This window comes from Micromonospora sp. RP3T (genome assembly GCF_003027925.1).
In the GTDB taxonomy this organism is placed as follows: domain Bacteria; phylum Actinomycetota; class Actinomycetes; order Mycobacteriales; family Micromonosporaceae; genus Micromonospora.
In genome coordinates, this window is record NZ_PYPS01000028.1 from 39,475 (window position 1) to 59,491 (window position 20,017).

The window sequence follows — 20,017 nt, forward strand, 5'->3', positions numbered from 1 at the left end:
ATCTCCATCATCGAGCCGGAACGGTGGGCTGACGGACGGAAGGACTTTACCTACTATGAGCCAGGCTCGGGTTACCGAGAGCCATGGGAGGCCGAGTGTCCACTGTCGTCATCAAGCGACCGCCGCGCCGGCCGGCTCCGGAGATCCCGGTCGGTGAGCTGCCCGTCGAGGCGCCGCCGGAGATCCCGGTGGCGACCGGCGGGCGCTGGCAGCAGGCACTGATGGTGCTGCCGATGCTCGGCGGGACGGTGGCCATGGCGATGATGTTCGGCCGGGGCGGCGGCGCCTACTCGTACGTGGTGGGCGGCATGTTCGGGCTCTCCTCGCTGGCCATGCTGGTGACCACCTGGGGCAGCGCCGGCCCGAAGAAGTCCGAGCTGATGGCCGCCCGTCGGGAGTACCTGCGCCACCTGGCCACGCTGCGTCGCCGGGTCCGGGAGACGGCCGGCGCCCAGCGCGCCGGGCTCGCCTACCGCCACCCGGAGCCGGGGCGGCTCTGGTCCACCGTCGACAGCCACCGGGTCTGGGAACGCCGACCGGGTGACCCGGACTTCGCGGTGGTCCGGGTCGGCGTCGGGCCGCAGACGCTGGCCACCCCGCTGGTCCCGCCGGTCACCCGGCCGCTGGAGGAACTGGAGCCGATGACCGCCGGGGCGCTGCGGCGCTTCCTGGACGCGTACTCGGTGGTGCCGGACCTGCCGGTGGCGCTGTCGCTGCGCAGCTTCGCCCGGGTCTTCGTGCGCGGCCCGGCCGGCGAGGTACGCGGCACCGGCTCGCCGGCCGCCCAGGCGCTGGCCCGGGCGGTGCTCACCCAGCTCGCCGTCTTCCACGCCCCCGACGAGCTGCTGATCGCGGTCTGCGCCGGCCCGGAGCGCCGGGACCGGTGGGAGTGGGTGAAGTGGCTGCCGCACGCCCACCACCCGGCGCGCACCGACGCGCTCGGTCCGGTGCGGCTGGTCACCAGCGCCGCCGCCGACCTGGAACGACTCCTCGACGACGTGCTCGGCAGCCGGTCCCGGTTCAGCCCGCACGGTCCGGCCACCGACGGGCCGCACGTCGTGGTGGTGCTCGACGGCGGCGACCTGACCGGGGCCGCCGACCTGGCCGGCGACGGCGGCATCGACGCGGTCACCGTGCTCGACCTGGACACGCCGCCGCCCCGGCTGCTCGACCGGTACGCGCTGCTGCTCGACCTGGTCGACGGCCGGCTGCACTCGCACTCGGCGGAGGGGCCCGCCGAGGTGGGCGCCGCCGACGCGTTGCCGACGGCCGACGCGGAGGCGGTCGCGCGGCGGCTCGCGCCGCTGCGGCTGGCCGGCGCGGTACGCGGGTCGGACGCGCCACCCGGCGCCGAGCCGGGCCTGCCGGAGCTGCTCGGTCTCGGCGACCCGGACGGTTTCACCGCCGAGCAGGGCTGGGCGCCCCGCGCCGCCCGGGACCGGCTGCGGGTGCCGATCGGGGTGGGCGCCGACGGCGGGGCCATCGACCTCGACCTCAAGGAGTCGGCGCTGGACGGCATGGGTCCGCACGGGCTGCTGATCGGCGCCACCGGTTCCGGCAAGTCGGAGCTGCTGCGCACGCTGGTGCTCGGCCTGGCCGCGACACACAGCTCGGAGCAGCTCAACTTCGTGCTCGTCGACTTCAAGGGCGGTGCCACGTTCGCGCCGTTCGAGCGCCTGCCGCACACCGCGGCCGTGATCACCAACCTGGCGGACGCGCTGCCGCTCGTCGACCGGATGGTCGACGCGATCAACGGGGAGCTGATGCGCCGCCAGGAGCTGCTGCGCCGGGCCGGCAACTTCGCCGGCGTGCGTGACTACGAGCGGGCGCGCGCGGCCGGCAGTCCGCTCGCCCCGCTGCCGTCGCTGCTCCTCATCTGCGACGAGTTCTCCGAGCTGCTCTCCGCCAAGCCCGACTTCATCGACCTGTTCGTGCAGATCGGCCGGCTGGGCCGGTCGCTCGGCGTGCACCTGCTGCTGGCCAGTCAACGGCTGGAGGAGGGCCGGCTGCGAGGGTTGGACACCCACCTGTCGTACCGGATCGGGTTGCGCACGTTCTCCACGTTGGAGTCCCGGACGGTGCTCGGCGTGCCGGACGCGTACGAGCTGCCCCGCAGCCCGGGGCACGGGTACCTGCGCTCCGGCACCGAGCCGCTGGTCCGGTTCAAGGCGGCGTACGTCTCCGGCACGGTCCGTCGGCGCATCGGCCCGGCGGGCGCGGCCGGCGTCGGCGCCGCGCGGGTGCTCGCGTTCTCCACCCACCTCGCGCCGGTGCCCGCGCCGGCCGCGCCGCCGGCCGAGGAGGAGAGCGGCGAGACGCTGCTCGACCTGCTGGTCGACCGGCTGGCCGGACAGGGCCCGCCGGCGCACCGGGTGTGGCTGCCGCCGTTGGACGCCTCCCCCACGCTCGACGAGCTGCTCGGCCCGGTCGGCGTCGACCCGGTGCGCGGGCTCACCGTGGCCAATCCCGAGCTGCACGGCGCGTTGCAGGTGCCGGTGGCGGTGGTGGACAAGCCGTTCGAGCAACGGCGGGACCTGTGCTGGCTGGCGTTGGACGGCGCGGCTGGGCACGTCGCGGTGGTCGGCACCACCCGCAGCGGCCGGTCCGCCGCGCTGCGCACGCTGGTCTGCGCGCTGGCGCTCACCCACACCCCGGCCGAGGTCCAGGTCTACTGCCTCGACTTCGGTGGCGGCACGCTCGGCGCGCTGCGGGACCTGCCGCACGTCGGCGGCGTGAGCGGGCGCACCGACGGCACCGCGGTGCGCCGTACCGTCGGGGAGGTCGCCGGCCTGCTCGCCGAGCGGGAGCGGCGCTTCACCGAGTCCGGGGTGGAGTCGATGGCGGCGTGGCGCCGGCGGCGGGCCGCGACCCCGGCGGCCGGTGCCGACCCGTTCGGGGACGTGTTCCTCGTCGTCGACGGCTGGAACACGCTGCGCGGCGAGTACGAGGACCTGGAACCGCTGGTCACCGAGCTGGCCACCCGGGGGCTGGCGTACGGGGTGCACGTGGTGGCGAGCGCGCTGCGCTGGTCGGACTTCCGACCGGCGATCCGTGACCTGTTCGGCTCCCGGCTGGAGTTGCGCCTCGGCGACCCGGCCGACTCGGTGGTGGTCAAGCGCGCGCTGGCGGCCAGCGTGCCGGAGGAACGGCCGGGGCGCGGGATCACCGCCGGCGGGCTGCACTTCCTCACCGCCGAGCCCCGCTCGGCCGCGCTGGGGGACGGGACCGCCGACCTGGTGAAGGCCGTCGCCGACGGGTGGTCCGGGCCGGTGGCGCCCCGGGTGCGGCTGCTCCCGCCGGTGCTGCCGTACGCCGAGCTGGACCAGACCGCGACGACCGGGCTGGCGTTCCCGGTCGGGGTGGCGGAGGCGGATCTGGCGCCGGTGGTGCTGGATTTCGCCACCGAGCCGAACTTCGTGGTCTTCGGCGACGCCGAGTGCGGCAAGTCCTCGTTCCTGCGCGCGCTGGCCACCTCGATCGTCCGCCGGTTCACCCCGGAGCAGGCCCGGGTGATCCTGGTCGACTACCGGCGCAGCCTGATGGGCGCCATCGAGAGCGCGCACCTGATCGGGTACGGCACGGCCGCGCCGCACACCACCGAGCTGATCGAGTCGGCGGCCGGTTACCTCCAGGGGCGGCAGCCCGGCCCGGAGGTGACCCCGGCCGAGTTGCGTGCCCGCACGTGGTGGACCGGGCCGGAGCTGTTCGTGCTGGTGGACGACTACGACCTGGTGGCCGGCGGGCCGACGAACCCGCTGCGCGCGCTGGAGGAGCACCTGCCGCACGCCCGGGATGTCGGGCTGCACCTGGTGCTGGCGCGGCGCTCCGGCGGCGCCGGCCGGACCGCGTACGAGCCGATCATCCAGCGGCTGCGGGAGCTGTCCACGGCCGGGCTGGTGATGTCCGGCGGCCCGGAGGAGGGGCCGCTCGTCGGCCAGGTGAAGGCCGGGCCGCTGCCGCCCGGTCGGGCCCGCCTGGTCACCCGGCGTGAGGGCGTCCGTCTGGTGCAGTTGGCTCATCTCCCGCCCGGCTGAGCCGGGTGCGCCGAGTTGCCCCGGGACGGCTGGGACTACCGGTAATCTCCGAGCAGCATGTGTCGGACGCGACGGAACGGCTGGGGAATGTGACAGGGGATCGGCAGGGGCTTCCCGGCGGGCCGTCCCGGCGTCTCGCCGGGCGGGCGCTGCTGGCCGGCGCGGCGGCGTTGGCCGTCACGGCCGGCCCGCTGGCCCCGCCGGCACACGCCGCGCCGACCACCGTCCGGGTGCCGGCCTGGTCCGCGCCGGAGCGCGTGTTCCGGGCCGACCAGGTCCGCGACGAGCAGTGGCAGTTGGCGGAGCTGCGGGCGAAGACCGCCTGGCGGACGTCGACCGGGCGCGGCGTGGTGGTCGCGGTGATCGACTCGGGGGTGGACGCGTCGCACCCCGACCTGGCCGGTCAGGTGCTGCCCGGCCTCGACCTGGTCGAGCCGGGCGGCACGGACGAGCCGGACCCGGTGGGGCACGGCACCACGGTGGCCGGGCTGATCGCCGGGCGGGCCGACGACGACCGCGGCGTGGTGGGGCTGGCGCCGGACGCCCGGATCCTGCCGGTCCGGGTGCTGGACGCGGAGAACCGGTACGACGACGCGCTGATCATCGCGAAGGCGGTGCGCTGGGCGGTCGACAACGGCGCCCGGGTGGTGAACCTGTCGCTCGGTGGCGGCGGCGACAGCCCGGCGCTGGCCGCGGCGCTCGACTACGCGTTCGCCCGGGACGTGGTGGTGGTCGCCTGCACCGGCAACCTGGCCACCTCGACCACCACCAAGGTCTGGTACCCGGCCCGTGAGCCGGGCGTGCTGGCGGTCACCGGCCTGGACCGCGACAGCGAGAACCTCTGGTCCGGTTCGATCACCGGTCACGAGACCACACTCAGCGCCCCCGCCACCGCGCTCTACGGCGCCCGCTCCCGGGGCGGCTACTGGCGGGTGCAGGGGACGAGCTTCGCCGCGCCACTGGTCGCCGCGACGGCCGCCCTGGTCCGGGCCCGCTACCCGCGGATGCCGGCCGGGGACGTGGTCAACCGGCTGATCAGCACCGCCCGGGACCTCGGCCCGACCGGCCGGGACGACCGGTTCGGGTACGGCATGGTGGACCCGGTGGCGGCGCTCACCGCCGACGTGGCGCCGGTGGGCCGCAACCCGCTCGACGACAACGCCGCCCCGGGCGTGGTGGGTTTCGGTCCCGCCCCGGGCGAGGGCCCGGGCACCCGGGCCGCGGCGGCGGGGCAGGGCGGCGACCCGTTCGGTCGCCCGCAGCCGGCCGGTTGGTCGGCCGGCGCGGCGGGTCAGACCGACGAACCCGGCCCGGGACGCCTCTGGATCGGCTTGGCCCTGCTCGTCGCCCTGGTCACCGGCTCCGCGCTGGTGGTGCGCCGGTTCCGGCAGGCCCGCCGCTGACCGGCGAGTCTGACCGCGCCCTTCCCTGGGTAGTGAACGGCGCATGAACAGCACCGGCCCGACGTCCACGCGCGACCGGTCGTGGCGGACCCGCCGCCTCGACCCCGACCACTCGCTGGGGCTGCGCCTCAGCCTGGCCGCCGCCGCGGCGGTCCTGGTGCTGGTGCCGTTCGCCCTGCTCGCGCTGCTGGTGCTGGGCGCCTGGCCGCCGCTGCTCCGGCTGGACGCCTCGGTCACCGACGCGTTCCACGGATATGCGGTGCACCATCCGCTGTGGGTCCGGGTGATGACGGTCTGGACGCACGCGTTCGGGCCGGGTCCGCTGCGGGTGGCCGCCGCGGTGGCGGTGGTCTGGCTGCTGCGGCGCGGGGCGCCGCGGCTGGCGGTCTGGGTGGTCACCACCATGCTTGTCGGCGGCCTGCTCGGCGCGCTGCTCAAGCTGCTCGTCGGCCGGGACCGGCCGGACCTGCTCGAACCGGTGGCCCGGGCCGCCGGCTACTCCTTCCCGTCCGGTCACGCGCTGAACGCGGCGCTGGCCGCCGGGGTGCTGCTGCTGCTCTTCCTGCCGTTCGCCCGTGACAACCGCGCCGGCCGCATCGCGCTCTGGACGGCGGCGACGCTGCTCACGGTGGTGACCGGGTTGAGCCGGATCGCGTTGGGCGTGCACTGGACCAGTGACGTGGTGGGCGGCTGGGTGCTGGGGGTGGCCACGGTCGCCGCCACCACTGCCGCGTTCGCCACCTGGCGCACCGGGGCCGGCCGGCGGCCGGCCCGCCCGCTGCGCGAGGGGGTCGAGCCGGAACTGGCCGACCCGGAGGATCGACACGCGTAACAAGACGGCCACCGGGGTAAAGGGCGGCTCATGTCCGATGTCGCGGTCCAGATCGCCCGGCGCGTCCTGCTGCCGGTGGCCCTGCTCTTCGCCGTGATGGTGGGGCTGGGCCTGCTGGTCACCCGGGTGCTCACGCACACCTGGCCGTTCACCGTGGAGGACGCGGTGAACCGCGAGTTCGCCGGTGACCGGTCGTCCGGCTGGAACGACGTGTCGCTGGTCTTCAGCACGCTGGCCAGCACCCAGATGATCGTCGTGGTGACGGTGCTGGCCGCGCTGGTGCTGCGGCTGGTGCTGCACCGCTGGCGGGAGCCGATCTTCCTGTGCGCGGCGGTCAGCGCGCAGGCGTTGATCTTCCTGTTCACCACCATGGTCATCGACCGGAACCGGCCGGCCGTGGAGCACATGGACGCCTCTCCCCCGACGTCCAGCTTCCCGTCCGGGCACACCTCGGCGGCGACCGCGCTCTACGTCGGCCTCGCGGTGCTGCTGGCGCTGCGGGCGCGCAGCACCCCGGCCAAGGTCACCTGGTGGACGCTGCTGGTGCTGGTGCCGGTCGGCGTGGCGCTCACCCGGATGTACCGGGGCATGCACCACCCCAGTGACGTGGTGGCCTCGTTCGTCAACGGCGGCACCTGTGTCGCGATCATGGCGCGGGCGGTGCTCGACCGCACGCTCACCTGGGGCCGCGCAAAACTGTCGATGAGCCGGCCGGGCGACGACGTGACGCCGGCCGGGGCCCCGGCCGGCGGCTGACCGGCACGCCCGCCGGACCGACCGCCGCGCCGGCCGGCTCGGGCACCGGCCGCCGGTGCCGGGTTCAGGTGCAGTCGCCGGTGGCCACGCCCCGGGTTCGTTCCGCGCCGGTCAGCGCCACCGACCGCGCCTCGGCGGCGGTCACCGCGAAGCCGGTGTTCGGGTCGTCCGCCGCCGCCGCGAAGATCACGCCGAGCACCAGCCCGTTCGAGGAGACCAGCGGGCCGCCGGAGTTGCCGCTGCGCACCAGCGCCCGGATGGTGTAGATCTCCCGCGTCACGTCCCCGGAGGAGTAGATGTCCGGCCCGGTGATCCGGTCGACGTCCCGCACCCGGGCCGGCCGGGCGTCGTACGGGCCGTCCAGGGGGAAGCCGAGCACGATCGCGTCCGCCCCGCTGGCCGCCGCACCGGCGGCGAAGCGCAGCGACGGCCCGGGCAGCCCGGGCACGTAGAGCACGGCCAGGTCCCGATCCGGGTCGTAGACCACCACCTCGCCGTCGTACCGCTCGCCGCGCAGTTCCACCGCCACCGACCGGGTGCCGGCCACCACGTGCGCGTTGGTCATCACCCGGTCGTCGGCGTAGACGAAGCCGGAGCCCTCGATCCGGCGGGAGCAGCTCGGCGCGGAGCCGAGCACCTTCACCACGGACCGCTTGCTGTTCTGCACCACCTGGGAGTTGGCCAGCGCCGGGTCGGGCGGCGAGACCTGCCGGGCGTTGGTGCTGCCGAGGCCGTTGAACACGTCGGGGAAGCCGTTGGTGTCGACGGTGTCCCGCAGGGCGGTGGAGAGTTCCTGGGCCCGGTCGGGCAGCACCCGGTCCACCACGGTGAGCAACGCGCTGTCCTTGACCGAGGCGGCCAGCCAGGGCACCGACGAGGAGCCCAGCGGCACCGCGACCAGCCAGGCCACCAGCATGACCGCGATGACCGAGATGAACGCGCCGCCGACGTCGTCGACCTTCTTTCCGGCCGGCCCGGTGATGGCCGCGCGCAGGTTGGAGCCGAGCCAGCCGGCCAGCGCCTGCCCCAGTACGGCAAGCCCGAAGATCGCCACCAGGGAGATCAACACCCGGGTGCCGCTGGACGCGAACTGCCGGGCGATCAGCGGGCCGACCTGGAGGCCGAGCAACGCGCCCAGGAAGAAGCCCGAGAACGACAGCGCTCCGACGACGAAGCCCTGGCGGTATCCGCTGATCGCGAACACGAGCATGAGCAGGAGCAGGACGAGATCCACGGCGGACACGCCCCAAGGGTACGGGCACCGGGCCCGTGGCCCGCTCAGCGCTCGCTGAACGTGACCTGAGGATCCGTGCGGGTGATCAGCGCACCGGGCTCTCGTCGGCCGCCTCGGTGCCGGCCGAGGGGGCCGGGGTGGCGCCGACCGGCGGCAGCTCCCACACCCGCGAGCGGGGCCAGGGCCGGGCCCAGCCGCCCATCTCCAACAGTCGGTCGATGACGCCGCCGGTGAAGCCCCAGACCAGCATGCCGCGGACCGAGAACGCGGGGCCGATCCAGCCGCTGGGGTGGCGTACCCGCATGCGGTTGTCCGGGTCGACCAGCTCGGCGACCGGCAGTCGGGCGACGTGCGCGACCTCGGCCGGCTCGCGCGGGTGGACCGGGTGCGGGTCGTGCCACCAGGCGAGCACCGGGGTCACCACGAAGTCGCTGACCGGGATCCACAGCCGGGGCAGTTCGGCCAGCACGGTGACGCTGGCCGGGTCGAGGTCGACCTCCTCGTTCGCCTCGCGCAGCGCGGTGGCGCGGGCGTCGGCGTCCTCCGGGTCGGCCGCGCCGCCGGGGAAGGCCGGCTGCCCGGCGTGGTTGCGCAGCGTGGCGGCGCGCTGGAGGACCAGCATGTCCGGCCCGGCGCCGGGTTCCTCGCCGAGCAGCACCAGCACGGCGCTCTCCCGGCCGCCGGTCTCCGGCGTGGCGAGCTGGGTGAAGTCCTCGGCCCGGGCGCTGCCGAGCCGGCCCAGCAGCGGGTCCAGCCATCCGGGCGGCGTCCGGGTCACACCCGCACCCCGAGATGCGTACGGACGAGCGCGGCGAGGCGGGCGTCGTCGAGCGCGCCGGTGCCGTCGATGTGCCGGATCCGGCCGTCCGCGTCGACCAGGACGGTCAACGGGAACGCGCTGCGTTCGAGCGCGCGCTCGAACGCGTCGCCCTGGTCGAGCAGCATCGGGAAGTCGATGCCGAAGTCCTCGCCGAGGGACTGCGCGCCGCGGCGGCTGTCCCGGCTGTTCACGCCGATCACCTGGAACCGGCCGTCGGCCCGGTCGCTGAGCCGCTGGAACGCGGGCAGCTCCTTGCGGCAGGGCGGACACCAGGACGCCCACACGTTGATCACGGCGGGGCCCTTCACGTCGCGCAGCTGCACCGGCGCGCCGCCGGTGAAGCAGTTGAGCGCCAGGTCGGGCAGCGGATCACCGGGCCTGCCGGCCGGCGCCGGCGCGGCCGAGGCCGGCACGGCGGTCAGCGGGGCGCAGTCGGCGAACGGCGAGGGGCGCTCCGCGCGGTGGGCCGACGCCGGGTTGGCCGGCTCCTCGGCCGTGGCGGTGCAGCCCGCCGCCAGCAGCAGCGGGACGAGCAGGACCGCGAGCCGGCGGATCATGGCACGTCCGCCACGGTCGCCTGCTGCGGCACCAGGTCCGGGTCGAGGCCGACGGCTGCCGCGAGGTCCCGCGCGCGGGGGCCCTTCAGCAGCTTGGCCGCGGCGGCCGGCTCGGTCGGCCCGGTGCCGTACGCGGGGCAGAGCTTCGCCAGCGTGCACGCGCCGCAGGCCGGCTTGCGGGCGTGGCAGACCCGACGGCCGTGGAAGATGATCCGGTGCGACAGCATGGTCCAGTCGCGCTTGGGGTACAGCGCGCCGATCGCGTGTTCGATCTTGACCGGGTCGGTCTCGGTGGTCAGCTCCCACCGCTGCACCAGCCGCTGGAAGTGGGTGTCGACGGTGATGCCCGGGACGTCGAACGCGTTGCCGAGGATCACGTTCGCGGTCTTGCGCCCGATCCCCGGCAGGGTGACCAGGTCGGCGAGCCGGCCGGGCACCTCGCCGTCGTACCGCTCGCAGAGCGCGCGGCCCAGGTTGATCAGCGAGCTGGTCTTGTTGCGGTAGAAACCGGTGGGCCTGATCAGCTCCTCCAGCTCGACGCGGTCCGCCCCGGCGTAGTCGGCGGCGGTGCGGTAGCGGGCGAACAGCTTCGGCGTGACCTCGTTGACCTTCTTGTCGGTGCACTGGGCGGACAGGATCGTGGCGACGGCCAGCTCCAGCGCGTTGCCGTGGTCGAGTTCACAGTGCGCGTCGGGGTGGGTCTCGGTCAGCACCCGCCCGATGCGGCGGGCCCGACGCGTACGGCCGAGGTCGGTCTCGGGAGAGCGCGTGGTCACGCCGGCCAGCCTACGTCGCGGGGACGACGCCCCGGTGGGTCGACGCGGGTGGCGTGCGCTCAGCCACCCGTCGGTGCGCTGATCCTGCCGTTCGCGTCGAGCTTCGCGCCGGTGTCCGGGAAGTCCGCCCGGGTCACCTCGCGCACCAGCCCGAGGCCGCGGTCCTGCCGGTCGACGGAGGGTCGGCCGACGCCGTTCATCACGGTGGAGGTGAACGTGCCGCCGACGAAGCGGCCCTCGGCGGTGAGCGACACCTTGAGCACGCCGCCGTAGCCGAGCCGACCGGTGCTCTGCAACGACTTCCCGCCGCCGGCGAAGTTGCCCAGGCTGTAGGCGATCAGCTTGCCCTGGTAGAACTCCAGGCCCCGCAGCACGTGCGGGCCGTGCCCGATCACCAGGTCCGCGCCAGCGTCGATCACGGTACGGGCGAAACGCATCGGGTCGCCCCGGTTCTCCCCGACGTACATCTCGGTGCCGGGCTTGACCCGGGTCTTGTCCGCACCCTCGGCGCCCATGTGCACCTGCACCACCACGAGCTTGGCCATCCCCTTGGCCATCTCGATGACCTGCTTGGCGGCGTCCAGGTCGATCAGGCTGTTCGACCAGGGGTACGACGAGAAGCCGACCACTGCCACCTTGACGCCCTTGACGTCCACGACGGTGATCTCGCCGGGCGCGCCGGTGTGCTTGAGGCCGTGCGCCTCCAGCGCCGACTGGGTGTTCTCGTAGCCCTGCTGGCCGTAGTCGTTGCCGTGGTTGTTGGCCTGGTTGAGCAGTTGGAAGCCGGCCGAGCGCAGGTGCGCGGCGTAGCCGGGCGGCGCCCGGAACTGGTAGCAGTTCTGCGGGTTCGGGCCGCACTTGCCGGCGCCGGTGTCGTCGGTGAGCGGCTCCTCCAGGTTGCCCATCACCAGGTCGCCCTTGAGCGCGGACTTCACGTCGTCGAAGAAGCCCTTGCCGCCGTTGGGCGGCAGCCGGTTCGGCGCGTTCCCCATGATCACGTCGCCGGTCGCGGTCAGCGAGATCGACGGCTCCGTCGACTCGCCGGAGGCGGCCGGCTGGTCGCCGGACGCGGGGCCGGCCGACCCGGTCGAGCCGCCGCCCTGCCCGGTCTGCCAGAGCGGGCCGTCGCCGTCGCCGGAGTCCGAGCAGCCGGCGACGAGCAGGACCGCGAAGAGCGCGGCGAGCGCGGCGAGGCGCGGTCGGGGGACGGCACGGCGCGGCACGGGACCGACGGGGTGGGGGCCGGTGGTGCGGCGGGAACGGGGCACAGAGTGGGCGGAAGCGTACATCGTCGGCGACGCTACCGCCCCGGGGACGCCGCGACGAGGGCCGAATGGTCGGAATACCGGTCTGCGCACGTCAGCCGGCCCGCCGGTCGGACCAGGGCACGACCGGGCCGGCGCCGCCGGCGCGCACGGCGGCGTGCACGGCCCGGGCCAGCGGGGCGCCCCAGGTCGAGCGCGGGCCGCCGTACTCAGCCGGCGTGCCGTCGGCCGGGCAGAGCACGGTGACCGCGTCGGTGGGGGTGCCGGTGGCCGGCAGTCCCAGCTCCCAGATCGCCTGCGCCTTCGCCTCGGTGGCGGTGGCCACCGCGTTGACCAGCGCGGCGTCCCCGAGCCGGACCGGCACGTGCACCACGATGTTGACGGTGCCGACCGGGTGGGCCGGCGCGGGCCCGGCCGCCGTGGCCGGGGCGTCGGTGGTCTCCCGGCCGCCGTCGACCGGCGCGGCGGCCCAGACCGGGGTGCCCAGGCCGACCGTCGCCCAGACCCGGACGCCGTCGTCGCCGCGGTGCACCACCTCGGTCACGTCGACGCCGGTGAGCAGCCCGACCCCGGGCCCGCCCAGGTCCAGGTCGCGGGCGAGTTCGGCCAGGTGGGCGGCCGGGTCGTCCCGGTCGTACGTCATCGGCACGGTCGCGTTGACCACCCACCGGCGGACGCCGATCCCCCCGCCCAGCGGGGCGGAACCGACCGCCAACAGCGGCGTCTCGGCCCGCCAGACGAGCAGCGGGATGTCCCACCCGGCTTCGGACCGGCTGGTCAGGATCGGCTCGCACAGCACGCCGGTCACCTTACGATCGGGTGGGGACCGGTGGCGCCCGGCCCGGCGTCGCGGGGCCGGATCCAGGGGTGCACCTCCGATTCCTGCTCATGTGCGCCTAGACTGGCGGCGCGCGAGGGATCAGCGGACGGCGGACCCGGGCCGACGGACGGCACGCGCAGGCGGAGGTGCGCGATGGACGAGGTACTGGCCCGCAGCGGGATCTTCCAGGGTGTCGACCCGGAGGCTGCCGAGGCGCTCGCCAAGGAGATGGAGACGATCGAGGTCCGCAAGGGCGAGGTCGTCTTCAACGAGGGCGAGCCCGGTGACAGTCTCTACATCCTCCTGTCCGGCAAGATCAAGGTGGGTCGCCGCGCGGCGGACGGCCGGCAGAACCTGATCGCCGTGATGGGCCCGTCGGACATGGTCGGCGAGTTGTCGCTGTTCGACCCCGGCCCGCGGACGGCGACCGCCACGGCGGTCACCGACACCCGGCTGGTCCGGCTGCGCAAGCAGGCCCTGCGGCCGTGGCTCAACAACCGGCCCGAGATCGCCGAGCAGCTGCTGCGGGTGCTGGCCCGCCGGCTGCGCCGGACGAACGACTCGCTCGCCGACCTGATCTTCACGGACGTGCCCGGTCGGGTCGCCAAGAACCTGCTCCAGATGGCCGGTCGGTTCGGCACCCGCGACGGCGGCGTGCTGCGGGTGACCCACGACCTCACCCAGGAGGAGATCGCCCAGCTCGTCGGCGCGTCCCGGGAGACCGTCAACAAGGCGCTCGCCGACTTCGCCTCGCGCGGCTGGCTGCGGCTGGACGGCAAGAGCATCATCATCCTCGACCCGGAGCGCCTGGCCCGCCGCGCGCGGGTCTGACCTTCCGCACCTCCGCCCCGGCCCGGCCCGCCCCACGCGGTCCGGGCCGGCGCGTCTCTGCCCGGCGCAGAATTCCTGGACGTCCCCGGCGGCCGGCGTCCAGGCTGGGGCGATGATCGATCGTGTCGCCGTACTCTCCGACATCCACGGTGTGCTGCCGGCGCTGGAGGCTGTCCTGGCCGAGCCGGACGTGGCCGCCGCCGACCTGATCGTGCTCACCGGGGACATCGCGTCCGGCCCGCAGCCGGTGGAGGTGCTGGACCGGCTCGCCGCGCTCGGCGACCGGGCCCGCTGGGTCGGCGGGAACGGCGAACGGGAGCTGGTCGAGGCGCGGGCCGGGAAGCCGTCGGAGATCGAGGTCGCCAACTGGGCCGCCGCGCAGCTCCGGGACGACCAGGTGGCCCGGCTGGCCGCGCTGCCGCCGTACGTCACGCTGTCGGTGGCCGGGCTCGGCGACGTGCTGTTCTGCCACGCGACGCCCCGCGACGACGAGGAGGTCGTGCTCGTCGACTCGCGGCCGGAACGCTGGGCCGAGGTCTTCGCCGGCCTGCCGGCCGAGGTCGGCACCGTGGTCTGCGGGCACACCCACATGCCGTACACCCGGTTGGTCGACCGTCGCCTGGTGGTCAACCCGGGCAGTGTCGGCATGCCGTACGGGGGCGCGGGCGCCTGGTGGGCGCTGCTCGGTCCGGGGGTGCAGTTGCGCCGCACCCGGTTCGACGTGGACGCCGCCTGCGCCGAGGTGGTCGCCGGGTCCGCCTTCCCGGAGGCGGCGCAGTGGGCCGACGAGTACCTGCGCGGCGGATACTCCGACCTGGACGCGCTCACCGCCTTCGGGCCCCGGGACGGTCGCTGACGGGTACCCGACGTCCACGCTGGACGGGGGCGTCCTGAGTCGCGACTCTGCGATAGCGTGGCCTGATGGGACGGCGGTACCGGGTGCTCCTCGTCTCCAGCAGCGGTGGCGTCCTGCTGGACCTGCTGGCGCTCCGCCCCTGGTGGGCCCGACACGATCCGGTGTGGGTCGCGGTCCGGGCCCCCGACACCGAGGTGGCGTTGGCCGGGCAGCGGGTGCACTGGCAGCCCGAGTTGTCGACCCGCACCCGGCTGCGGGTGCTGCCGGCGACCTGGCGGGCGCTGCGGCTGCTGCGCCGCGAGCGACCCGACGTGGTGGTGTCGGCCGGCACCGGCGTGGCCGTCGGCGTCTTCCTCGCCGCCCGCCTGCTCCGGGTGCCGTCGCTGTGGTTGGAGACGTTCAACATGACCGGGCCCGCCGGCTCCGCCGCCCGGCTCTGCTCCCGGCTCGCCGCCGCGGTGCTGGTGCAGCGCCCCGCCCTGCTGGCGTCCCGCCCCCGCGCGGTGCTCATCGGGGAGCTGTACTGACCATGGCCCGCATCCTGGTCACCGTCGGCATGGGTCCGTGGCCGTTCGACCGCCTGATCCAGGGCGTCGCGCCGCTCTGCGCCGCGCACGAGGTGTTCGTCCAGACCGGCACGTCGACCGTGACGCCGCCGTGCCCGCACGAGGCGTTCCTGCCCCTGGACGACCTACGCGAGCGGCTGGCCGCCGCCGACGTGGTGATCACCCATGCGGGGAACACCGTGCGCCTGGTCCAGCGGCTCGGCCGGGTGCCGGTGGCGGTGGCCCGGGAGGCCGCGCGGGGCGAGATGGGCAACGACCACCAGGTCGCCTACCTGCGCGACGAGGAGCGTTCCGGCCGGGTGATCGCGGTGTGGGACGCGGCCGACCTGCCGGCCGTGGTGGCCGCACACCCGGAGCGGCAGCGGCGGTTGCTGGCCGAGCGGCCACTGCCCGGCGCGGTCGACGGCGCCCGGTTGGCCGCCACGTTGGACGCGCTCTGCGCCCGGCTGGTCCGATGAGCCGGGCCGACGAGCGCCCGGCCGGCCCGATGAACCGGGGCGACGCGGCGACCCGCCGAGCGGGCCGGCAGCCCTTCGCCACCCACCCGCTGCGCCGGTACGCGTTCGCCTGGTCCGCGCTGGCCGGTCGCACCGGCCGACACCTCGACCTGGGCTGCGGCCCCGGGGACTTCCTCGCCGCGCTGCACGAACACGGCACCGTGACCTGCGAGGGCGCCGACCCGCACCCCGACTACCTCGCCGGGCTGGCCGCCCGCCACCCCGGCCTGCCGCTGCACCGGCTGCGGGTCGGTCGGCCGCTGCCGTTCACCGACTGCTGCTTCGACTCGGTCAGCCTGCTCGACGTGCTGGAGCACGTGCCCGACGAGGCCGCGCTGCTCGCCGAGACGCACCGGGTGCTCGCCCCCGGTGGGCTGCTGGTGCTCACCGTGCCGCGCCGGCACGTGTTCAGCTTTCTCGACCCCGACAACGCGAAGTTCGACTTCCCCCGGCTGCACCGTCGCGTCTACTCGTGGCGGTTCGGGCCGCAGGTGTGGCACAGCCGGTTCGCGGACCTCTCGAACGACCTGCGCGGGGACATGTCGGTCGGCCGGGACCGGCACACCAACTACCGCACCGCCGACCTGCTGGACCTGCTGCGCGCGGCCGGCTTCACGCCGACCACGGTGACCGGCGCCAACCTGTTCTGGCGGTGGTTGCAGATCCCGGCGCTGCTCACCGGCGGGCCGGTCCGCCGCCTGCTGGAGCGCGGCATCCACCTCGACGGCCGGCTGTTCCGCGCGGCCAACCTCTTCGTCGTCGCCCGGAGGCAGCCGTGAGCATCACCCGTCCCGCCCGGAGGCAGCCGTGAGCGTGGCCGACACCGCGCGGCTGGCCTGGTTCTTCGGCCGGCTCGCCATCAAGGAGCGGGTCGCACCCCGGCTGCACGTCCGGCCGCTGGTCGCCGAGCTGTTCCTCACCGACAACTGCAACCTGCGCTGCACGAGCTGCGGCTGCTGGACCACGAACACCAAGGGTGAGCTGTCCACCGAGGAGTGGCGGGACGTCCTGCGCCAACTCGTCGCGATGCGCATCCACAAGGTGAACTTCACCGGCGGTGAGCCGTTGATCCGGCCGGACGCGGTGCCCCTGATGGCGTACGCCCGCGAGGTGGGCGTCCGCCACCTGCACCTGAACACCAACGGCGTCCGGCTCACCCCGCCCGTCCTCGACGAGGTGCTCGCCGCCGGCGTACGCAGCTTCAACGTCTCGGTCGACGGCCCGACGGCGCTGGTGCACGACCGGATCCGGGGCCGGCTCGGCGCGTTCGAGACGACCACCCGGCACCTGCGGAACCTGATCGCGGAGCGCGACCGGCTCGGCCTGAAGGTGCGGATGAACTTCACCGTCATGCGGGACAACGTGGACAGCCTGCCCGGCATCGCGGCGCTGGCCCAGGAGCTGGGCGTGGCGCTCTACCTCAACCTGGTCACCGACCGGACGTTCCTGTTCCGCACCGACGCGGTCACCGGGCAGACCGACGTGGCCGGCGACCGGCTCGACGCGGCGCTGGCCGAGTTGGAGGCGATGGCCCGGACGGACCAGCGGTGGTTGCCGCGCTACTCGGAGCTGCGCTACCTGCGCGGGCACTTCGACGATCTCGTGCAACGGGACCTGCCCTGCGCCGAGTCGCAGCTCAAGCTGATGGTGCACTCCCGGGGCGAGATCGGCGGCTGCTGGGCGCACGACCCGACTGCCTCGGTCCGGCAGCGCCCGATCGCCGAGATCGTCGACGCCCCGGAGTACCGCGCCGAGCACGCGCGACTGTTCCGCAAGGAGTGCGTCGGCTGCGGCAGCAACTACAGCCTCAACCTGCGCTGGCGGCCGGGCACCTACCTGGCCGACCGGCAGTGGCGACGCGGGCGGCGCAGCCTTGTCTGAGCCGATGCGCCCGAGCCAGCCGCTGTACGACGCGCTGGCGCCCGGCTACGAGGAGCACTTCGCGGTGCCGCACCGGCGCGCGTACGACGATCTGGCGTGGGAGCGGGTCAGCGCGCTGCTGCCGCCCGACGGCCCGGTGGTGGACGCCGGCTGCGGCGTGGGCCGCTGGGCGCGACGCCTGCTCGACCTGGGCCATCCGGTGACCGGTGTGGAGCAGGCGCCGGGGATGGTCGCCGAGCTGCGTCGCCACCCGCCCGGTCCCGGCTTCACGCTCGTCGAGGGCTCGATGACGGAGGTGACGCTGCCCGCCACGGCCGGCGCGGTGCTGGCGATGGGTTCACTTCAGTACACAGCCGATCCCGAGCGGGCGGTCCGGCACCTGGCCGGCTGGCTGCGTCCGGGCGGGGTGCTGGCGGTGCTCGTCGACTCGCTGGTGGGCCTGGTGCTGGAGCTGGTCGGCGCCGGCCGGGACGACGAGGCGGTGGACCGGTTGGCCCGGCGCCGGGGCGTCTGGCGGGCCGACGGGCACGCCGCCGACCTGCACCTGCTGGACCGCGCCCGGTTGGCGGCCGCGTTCACCGCCGCCGGCCTGGTCGAGGTCCGCGGCGTCGGGTTGCTGGTCAGCGCCGGGCCGTTGGGCCGGGCGGGGCTGGCCGGGCGGCTCGCCGCGGACCGGGACGCGCTGCTGGCGTTGGAGCGCCGGCTCGGCGACGACCCGGTCCTCGCCGACGCCGGCAAGCAACTGCTGGTCACCGGCCGCCTTCCGGCCTGACCGCCCGGCCCGCCACCCGCTGCCGGCGAGGTTCAGCCCAGGCAGCGGCGCAGCGCGGCGACGACCCGTTCCGCCTGCTCCACGGTGAGTTCCGACGACATCGGCAGCGCGAGCGCCTCGGCGTCCAGCCGGTCGGTCACCGGCAGCCGTTCGCCCCCGCCGAGCGGGCCGCGGTGGATCGCCGCGAAGTAGGGCTTGGTCTGCACGCCGAGCGCGGCCAGCGCGTCCGCCACCCGGTCCCGGTCGGCGATCCGGGCCACCCAGTGCACCCAGCAGTGCCGGTCCCCCGGGCGGACCTGCTGGAACTCCACCGGCAGGGTGCGGGCGGCGGCGGCGTACACCTCGGCCACCTCGCCCCGCCGGCGGACCAGCGTGTCCAGCTCCGCGAGCTGGTCGACCGCGACGACGGCGTGCAGCTCGTTCATCAGCTCGGAGCGGGTCCAGCCGGCCGGCGCGGCGAGCACCGCCTCGGCGGCGTCGGCGGGCAGCACCAGGGCGCCGCCGGCCCCACCGGCGGAGACCACCTTGGCGAAGCTCATCGAGTACGAGTGGGCCAGCGCCTGCTGTGCCACCGGGCGGCCCCGGTGCAGGCTGCCGAGGGCGGCGGCGGAGTCGGCCAGCAGCGCCACGCCGGCGGGGTCGCAGACCGCCCGCAGGGCCGGGTAGTCGCACGGATTGCCGAACGTGTCCACGCCGAGCACCAGGCGTACGCCACCCCGCGCGACGGCGCTGGCGACGGCCGCCGGGTCGAGCGTCCACGTCGCGGCGTCCACGTCGACGAAGCGCAGCGCGTACCCGAGTTGGACCAGGATCTCCGCCGTCGCGGGGAACGTGTACGACGGCAGCACCGCCACGTCGCCGGGGCGGGCCGGGCCGACGGTGGCGGCCACCATGATCCGTAGTGCGGCGGTGCCGGACGCGGTGACCAGCACCCGGTGGTCGTCGTCGAGTTCCAGCTCCTTGCCCAGTCGTTCGGTCAGCTCCCGCGTCCACCGGTTGCCGTGTTTGACCTCGCCGCTGGCGAGCGCCGCCTGCTGGCGGTCGGCCACCAGGTCGGGGTGGGCGGGCGGCGGCGGCACGACGACCGGCAGCGGCGGCCGGAACACGGGTGCCCGGTCGGCGTCCACCGCGGCGACCAGTTCCGCCAGGCGCGGGCGGAGCGGCGGCACGCGGTGGCCGGCGGCGGTCAGCTTGTCGGTGACCACCAGACCGGAGCTGTCCGGCGTACGCCGGGGTGTGGTCAGCAGCGGCGCCGACGACCCGCACAGGTCACGGATCCAGGTGGCGAGGTCGGCCAGGGACACCGGCTCCCCGCCGACGTTCCAGACGCCGGGGCCGATCCCGTCGAGCAGCATCCGGGCGAGGGCGTCGGCGGGCAGGAAGCTGCGTACGGCGTCCGCGGTGACCGGCAGCGGCAGCCCCTGGCGGGCCCGGCGGACCAGCCGGGTGGCGACCCGGTGCTGTCCCGCGCCGAAGGCGTTCGCGAGCCGGAGCACGGTCAGCCGGTCGGGGTCGACCGCGCCGGCGACGAGCCGTTCCTGGGCGAGCTTCGCCATCGCGTACGTCCACCGGCCGGTCGGGTCGGCGTCGGCCATGGCCCGGGCCAGCGGGGCGGCCCGCCAGGGCGGGCAGGGCGTCCTGGCCAGGTCGCGGGCGGCGGCGCACCAGCCGTCGATCTCCTCGACGGACCACGGCAGGTCGGGTGCGGTCTCCTCGGTGAGCGGACCGGCGGCGGCGCCGTACACCTCGACGGAGGAGGTGAGCATCACCTGGCGTCCGGCCAGCCGGGGCAGCAGCCGGGCGGTGCTGATCGCGTTGTCGAGCGGCAGCGTCCAGGGCCGGCGGGGGCGCGGCTCGCTGGCGCCGAGCAGCACCACGACGGGGCCGGGCGGCAGCTCGGGCGGGTCGTCGACAAGCAGGTCGACGCGGATCCAGTCGGGTGCGCCGGTGTTCGTGCCGGCCGGCGGATGCCGGTCCACGACTGTCACCCGCGCGCCGGCGGCCAGCAGTGCCTCGGCGGTCGCGGCGCCCAGGAAACCGGAGCCGCCGACCAGCACGAATTCATCCATCGTCGTGCCTCCCCGTGAACCGAGCACAGTATCGCGGAACGGACCGTC

18 protein-coding genes are annotated in these 20,017 nt (G+C 75.1%); 11 read left to right on the forward strand and 7 right to left on the reverse strand.

The window, feature by feature from the left end; translation table 11 throughout:
• Window positions 1-95: 95 nt before the first annotated feature.
• The 4 genes from eccCa to C8054_RS21765 all read left to right on the forward strand — a co-directional run bounded on the left by eccCa (window position 96) and on the right by C8054_RS21765 (window position 7,025).
• The gene (gene eccCa, locus C8054_RS21750; RefSeq protein ID WP_107159548.1) at window positions 96-4,034 is read left to right on the forward strand and encodes a type VII secretion protein EccCa; all 3,939 of its coding nucleotides are present in this window, start codon (window positions 96-98) and stop codon (window positions 4,032-4,034) included.
• A gap of 89 nt (window positions 4,035-4,123) precedes the next feature.
• Window positions 4,124-5,437: a type VII secretion-associated serine protease mycosin gene (gene mycP, locus C8054_RS21755; protein ID WP_107159550.1), complete on the forward strand. Its 1,314-nt coding sequence runs from the start codon at window positions 4,124-4,126 to the stop codon at window positions 5,435-5,437.
• Between the two features lie 43 nt (window positions 5,438-5,480).
• On the forward strand, window positions 5,481-6,269 hold the full coding sequence (locus C8054_RS21760; RefSeq protein WP_107159552.1) for a phosphatase PAP2 family protein: 789 nt from the start codon (window positions 5,481-5,483) through the stop codon (window positions 6,267-6,269).
• Window positions 6,270-6,299: 30 nt separating this feature from the next.
• Window positions 6,300-7,025 (forward strand): phosphatase PAP2 family protein, encoded by a 726-nt coding sequence (locus C8054_RS21765; protein ID WP_107159554.1) that lies wholly within the window; start codon window positions 6,300-6,302, stop codon window positions 7,023-7,025.
• Window positions 7,026-7,089: 64 nt separating this feature from the next.
• Here the strand turns inward: C8054_RS21765 and C8054_RS21770 are convergent, their stop codons facing one another.
• The 6 genes from C8054_RS21770 to C8054_RS21795 all read right to left on the reverse strand — a co-directional run bounded on the left by C8054_RS21770 (window position 7,090) and on the right by C8054_RS21795 (window position 12,476).
• Window positions 7,090-8,268, reverse strand: coding sequence for a MarP family serine protease (locus tag C8054_RS21770; protein ID WP_107159556.1), 1,179 nt, complete (start codon window positions 8,266-8,268; stop codon window positions 7,090-7,092).
• A gap of 76 nt (window positions 8,269-8,344) precedes the next feature.
• Window positions 8,345-9,037, reverse strand: a complete 693-nt coding sequence (locus tag C8054_RS21775; RefSeq protein ID WP_107159558.1) for a CoA pyrophosphatase — start codon at window positions 9,035-9,037, stop codon at window positions 8,345-8,347.
• The gene (locus C8054_RS21780) at window positions 9,034-9,636 is read right to left on the reverse strand and encodes a TlpA disulfide reductase family protein (protein ID WP_199199872.1); all 603 of its coding nucleotides are present in this window, start codon (window positions 9,634-9,636) and stop codon (window positions 9,034-9,036) included. Before C8054_RS21780 ends, C8054_RS21775 begins: the two co-directional genes overlap by 4 nt.
• Window positions 9,633-10,412 carry an endonuclease III gene (gene nth, locus C8054_RS21785; RefSeq protein WP_107159561.1) on the reverse strand — a complete coding sequence of 260 codons (780 nt, stop codon included), beginning with the start codon at window positions 10,410-10,412 and terminating at the stop codon, window positions 9,633-9,635. Before nth ends, C8054_RS21780 begins: the two co-directional genes overlap by 4 nt.
• Before the next feature lie 59 nt (window positions 10,413-10,471).
• A complete protein-coding gene (locus C8054_RS21790; RefSeq protein ID WP_233219882.1) occupies window positions 10,472-11,635 on the reverse strand; it encodes a CapA family protein in 1,164 nt (387 codons plus the stop codon).
• A 136-nt stretch (window positions 11,636-11,771) separates the two neighbouring features.
• A complete protein-coding gene (locus C8054_RS21795; protein WP_107159658.1) occupies window positions 11,772-12,476 on the reverse strand; it encodes an adenosylcobinamide amidohydrolase in 705 nt (234 codons plus the stop codon).
• 174 nt (window positions 12,477-12,650) lie between these two features.
• Here C8054_RS21795 and C8054_RS21800 point away from each other — a divergent pair, with 174 nt between their 5' ends.
• From C8054_RS21800 to C8054_RS21830, 7 genes are all read left to right on the forward strand, one after another.
• Window positions 12,651-13,328 carry a Crp/Fnr family transcriptional regulator gene (locus tag C8054_RS21800; RefSeq protein ID WP_007073398.1) on the forward strand — a complete coding sequence of 226 codons (678 nt, stop codon included), beginning with the start codon at window positions 12,651-12,653 and terminating at the stop codon, window positions 13,326-13,328.
• A gap of 112 nt (window positions 13,329-13,440) precedes the next feature.
• On the forward strand, window positions 13,441-14,184 hold the full coding sequence (locus tag C8054_RS21805; RefSeq protein WP_107159565.1) for a metallophosphoesterase: 744 nt from the start codon (window positions 13,441-13,443) through the stop codon (window positions 14,182-14,184).
• A 65-nt stretch (window positions 14,185-14,249) separates the two neighbouring features.
• Window positions 14,250-14,711: a glycosyltransferase gene (locus tag C8054_RS21810; protein WP_107159567.1), complete on the forward strand. Its 462-nt coding sequence runs from the start codon at window positions 14,250-14,252 to the stop codon at window positions 14,709-14,711.
• Window positions 14,712-14,713: 2 nt separating this feature from the next.
• Complete coding sequence (locus C8054_RS21815; protein WP_107159569.1) at window positions 14,714-15,208, forward strand: hypothetical protein; 495 nt, start codon at window positions 14,714-14,716, stop codon at window positions 15,206-15,208.
• On the forward strand, window positions 15,205-16,026 hold the full coding sequence (locus C8054_RS21820; RefSeq protein ID WP_146179951.1) for a bifunctional 2-polyprenyl-6-hydroxyphenol methylase/3-demethylubiquinol 3-O-methyltransferase UbiG: 822 nt from the start codon (window positions 15,205-15,207) through the stop codon (window positions 16,024-16,026). The genes C8054_RS21815 and C8054_RS21820 overlap by 4 nt, the downstream gene beginning before the upstream one ends.
• Window positions 16,027-16,054: 28 nt before the next feature.
• A complete protein-coding gene (locus tag C8054_RS21825; RefSeq protein WP_107159571.1) occupies window positions 16,055-17,128 on the forward strand; it encodes a radical SAM protein in 1,074 nt (357 codons plus the stop codon).
• 4 nt (window positions 17,129-17,132) lie between these two features.
• Entirely contained in the window at window positions 17,133-17,900 is a 768-nt protein-coding gene (locus C8054_RS21830; RefSeq protein WP_107159573.1) for a bifunctional 2-polyprenyl-6-hydroxyphenol methylase/3-demethylubiquinol 3-O-methyltransferase UbiG, read from the forward strand.
• A gap of 32 nt (window positions 17,901-17,932) precedes the next feature.
• On the opposite strand, the gene C8054_RS21835 is transcribed toward C8054_RS21830, so the two are convergent.
• Window positions 17,933-19,969 (reverse strand): DegT/DnrJ/EryC1/StrS family aminotransferase, encoded by a 2,037-nt coding sequence (locus tag C8054_RS21835; RefSeq protein ID WP_107159575.1) that lies wholly within the window; start codon window positions 19,967-19,969, stop codon window positions 17,933-17,935.
• Window positions 19,970-20,017: the final 48 nt, after the last annotated feature.

Coding starts and splice junctions, on each gene's coding strand:
- C8054_RS21760 (WP_107159552.1), top strand. CDS start 5,481: ATGAACAGCACCGGCCCGACGTCCACGCGCGACCGGTCGTGGCGGACC.
- C8054_RS21765 (WP_107159554.1), top strand. CDS start 6,300: ATGTCCGATGTCGCGGTCCAGATCGCCCGGCGCGTCCTGCTGCCGGTG.
- C8054_RS21780 (WP_199199872.1), bottom strand. CDS start 9,636: ATGATCCGCCGGCTCGCGGTCCTGCTCGTCCCGCTGCTGCTGGCGGCG.
- C8054_RS21800 (WP_007073398.1), top strand. CDS start 12,651: ATGGACGAGGTACTGGCCCGCAGCGGGATCTTCCAGGGTGTCGACCCG.
- C8054_RS21805 (WP_107159565.1), top strand. CDS start 13,441: ATGATCGATCGTGTCGCCGTACTCTCCGACATCCACGGTGTGCTGCCG.
- C8054_RS21810 (WP_107159567.1), top strand. CDS start 14,250: ATGGGACGGCGGTACCGGGTGCTCCTCGTCTCCAGCAGCGGTGGCGTC.
- C8054_RS21815 (WP_107159569.1), top strand. CDS start 14,714: ATGGCCCGCATCCTGGTCACCGTCGGCATGGGTCCGTGGCCGTTCGAC.
- C8054_RS21820 (WP_146179951.1), top strand. CDS start 15,205: ATGAGCCGGGCCGACGAGCGCCCGGCCGGCCCGATGAACCGGGGCGAC.
- C8054_RS21830 (WP_107159573.1), top strand. CDS start 17,133: ATGCGCCCGAGCCAGCCGCTGTACGACGCGCTGGCGCCCGGCTACGAG.
- C8054_RS21835 (WP_107159575.1), bottom strand. CDS start 19,969: ATGGATGAATTCGTGCTGGTCGGCGGCTCCGGTTTCCTGGGCGCCGCG.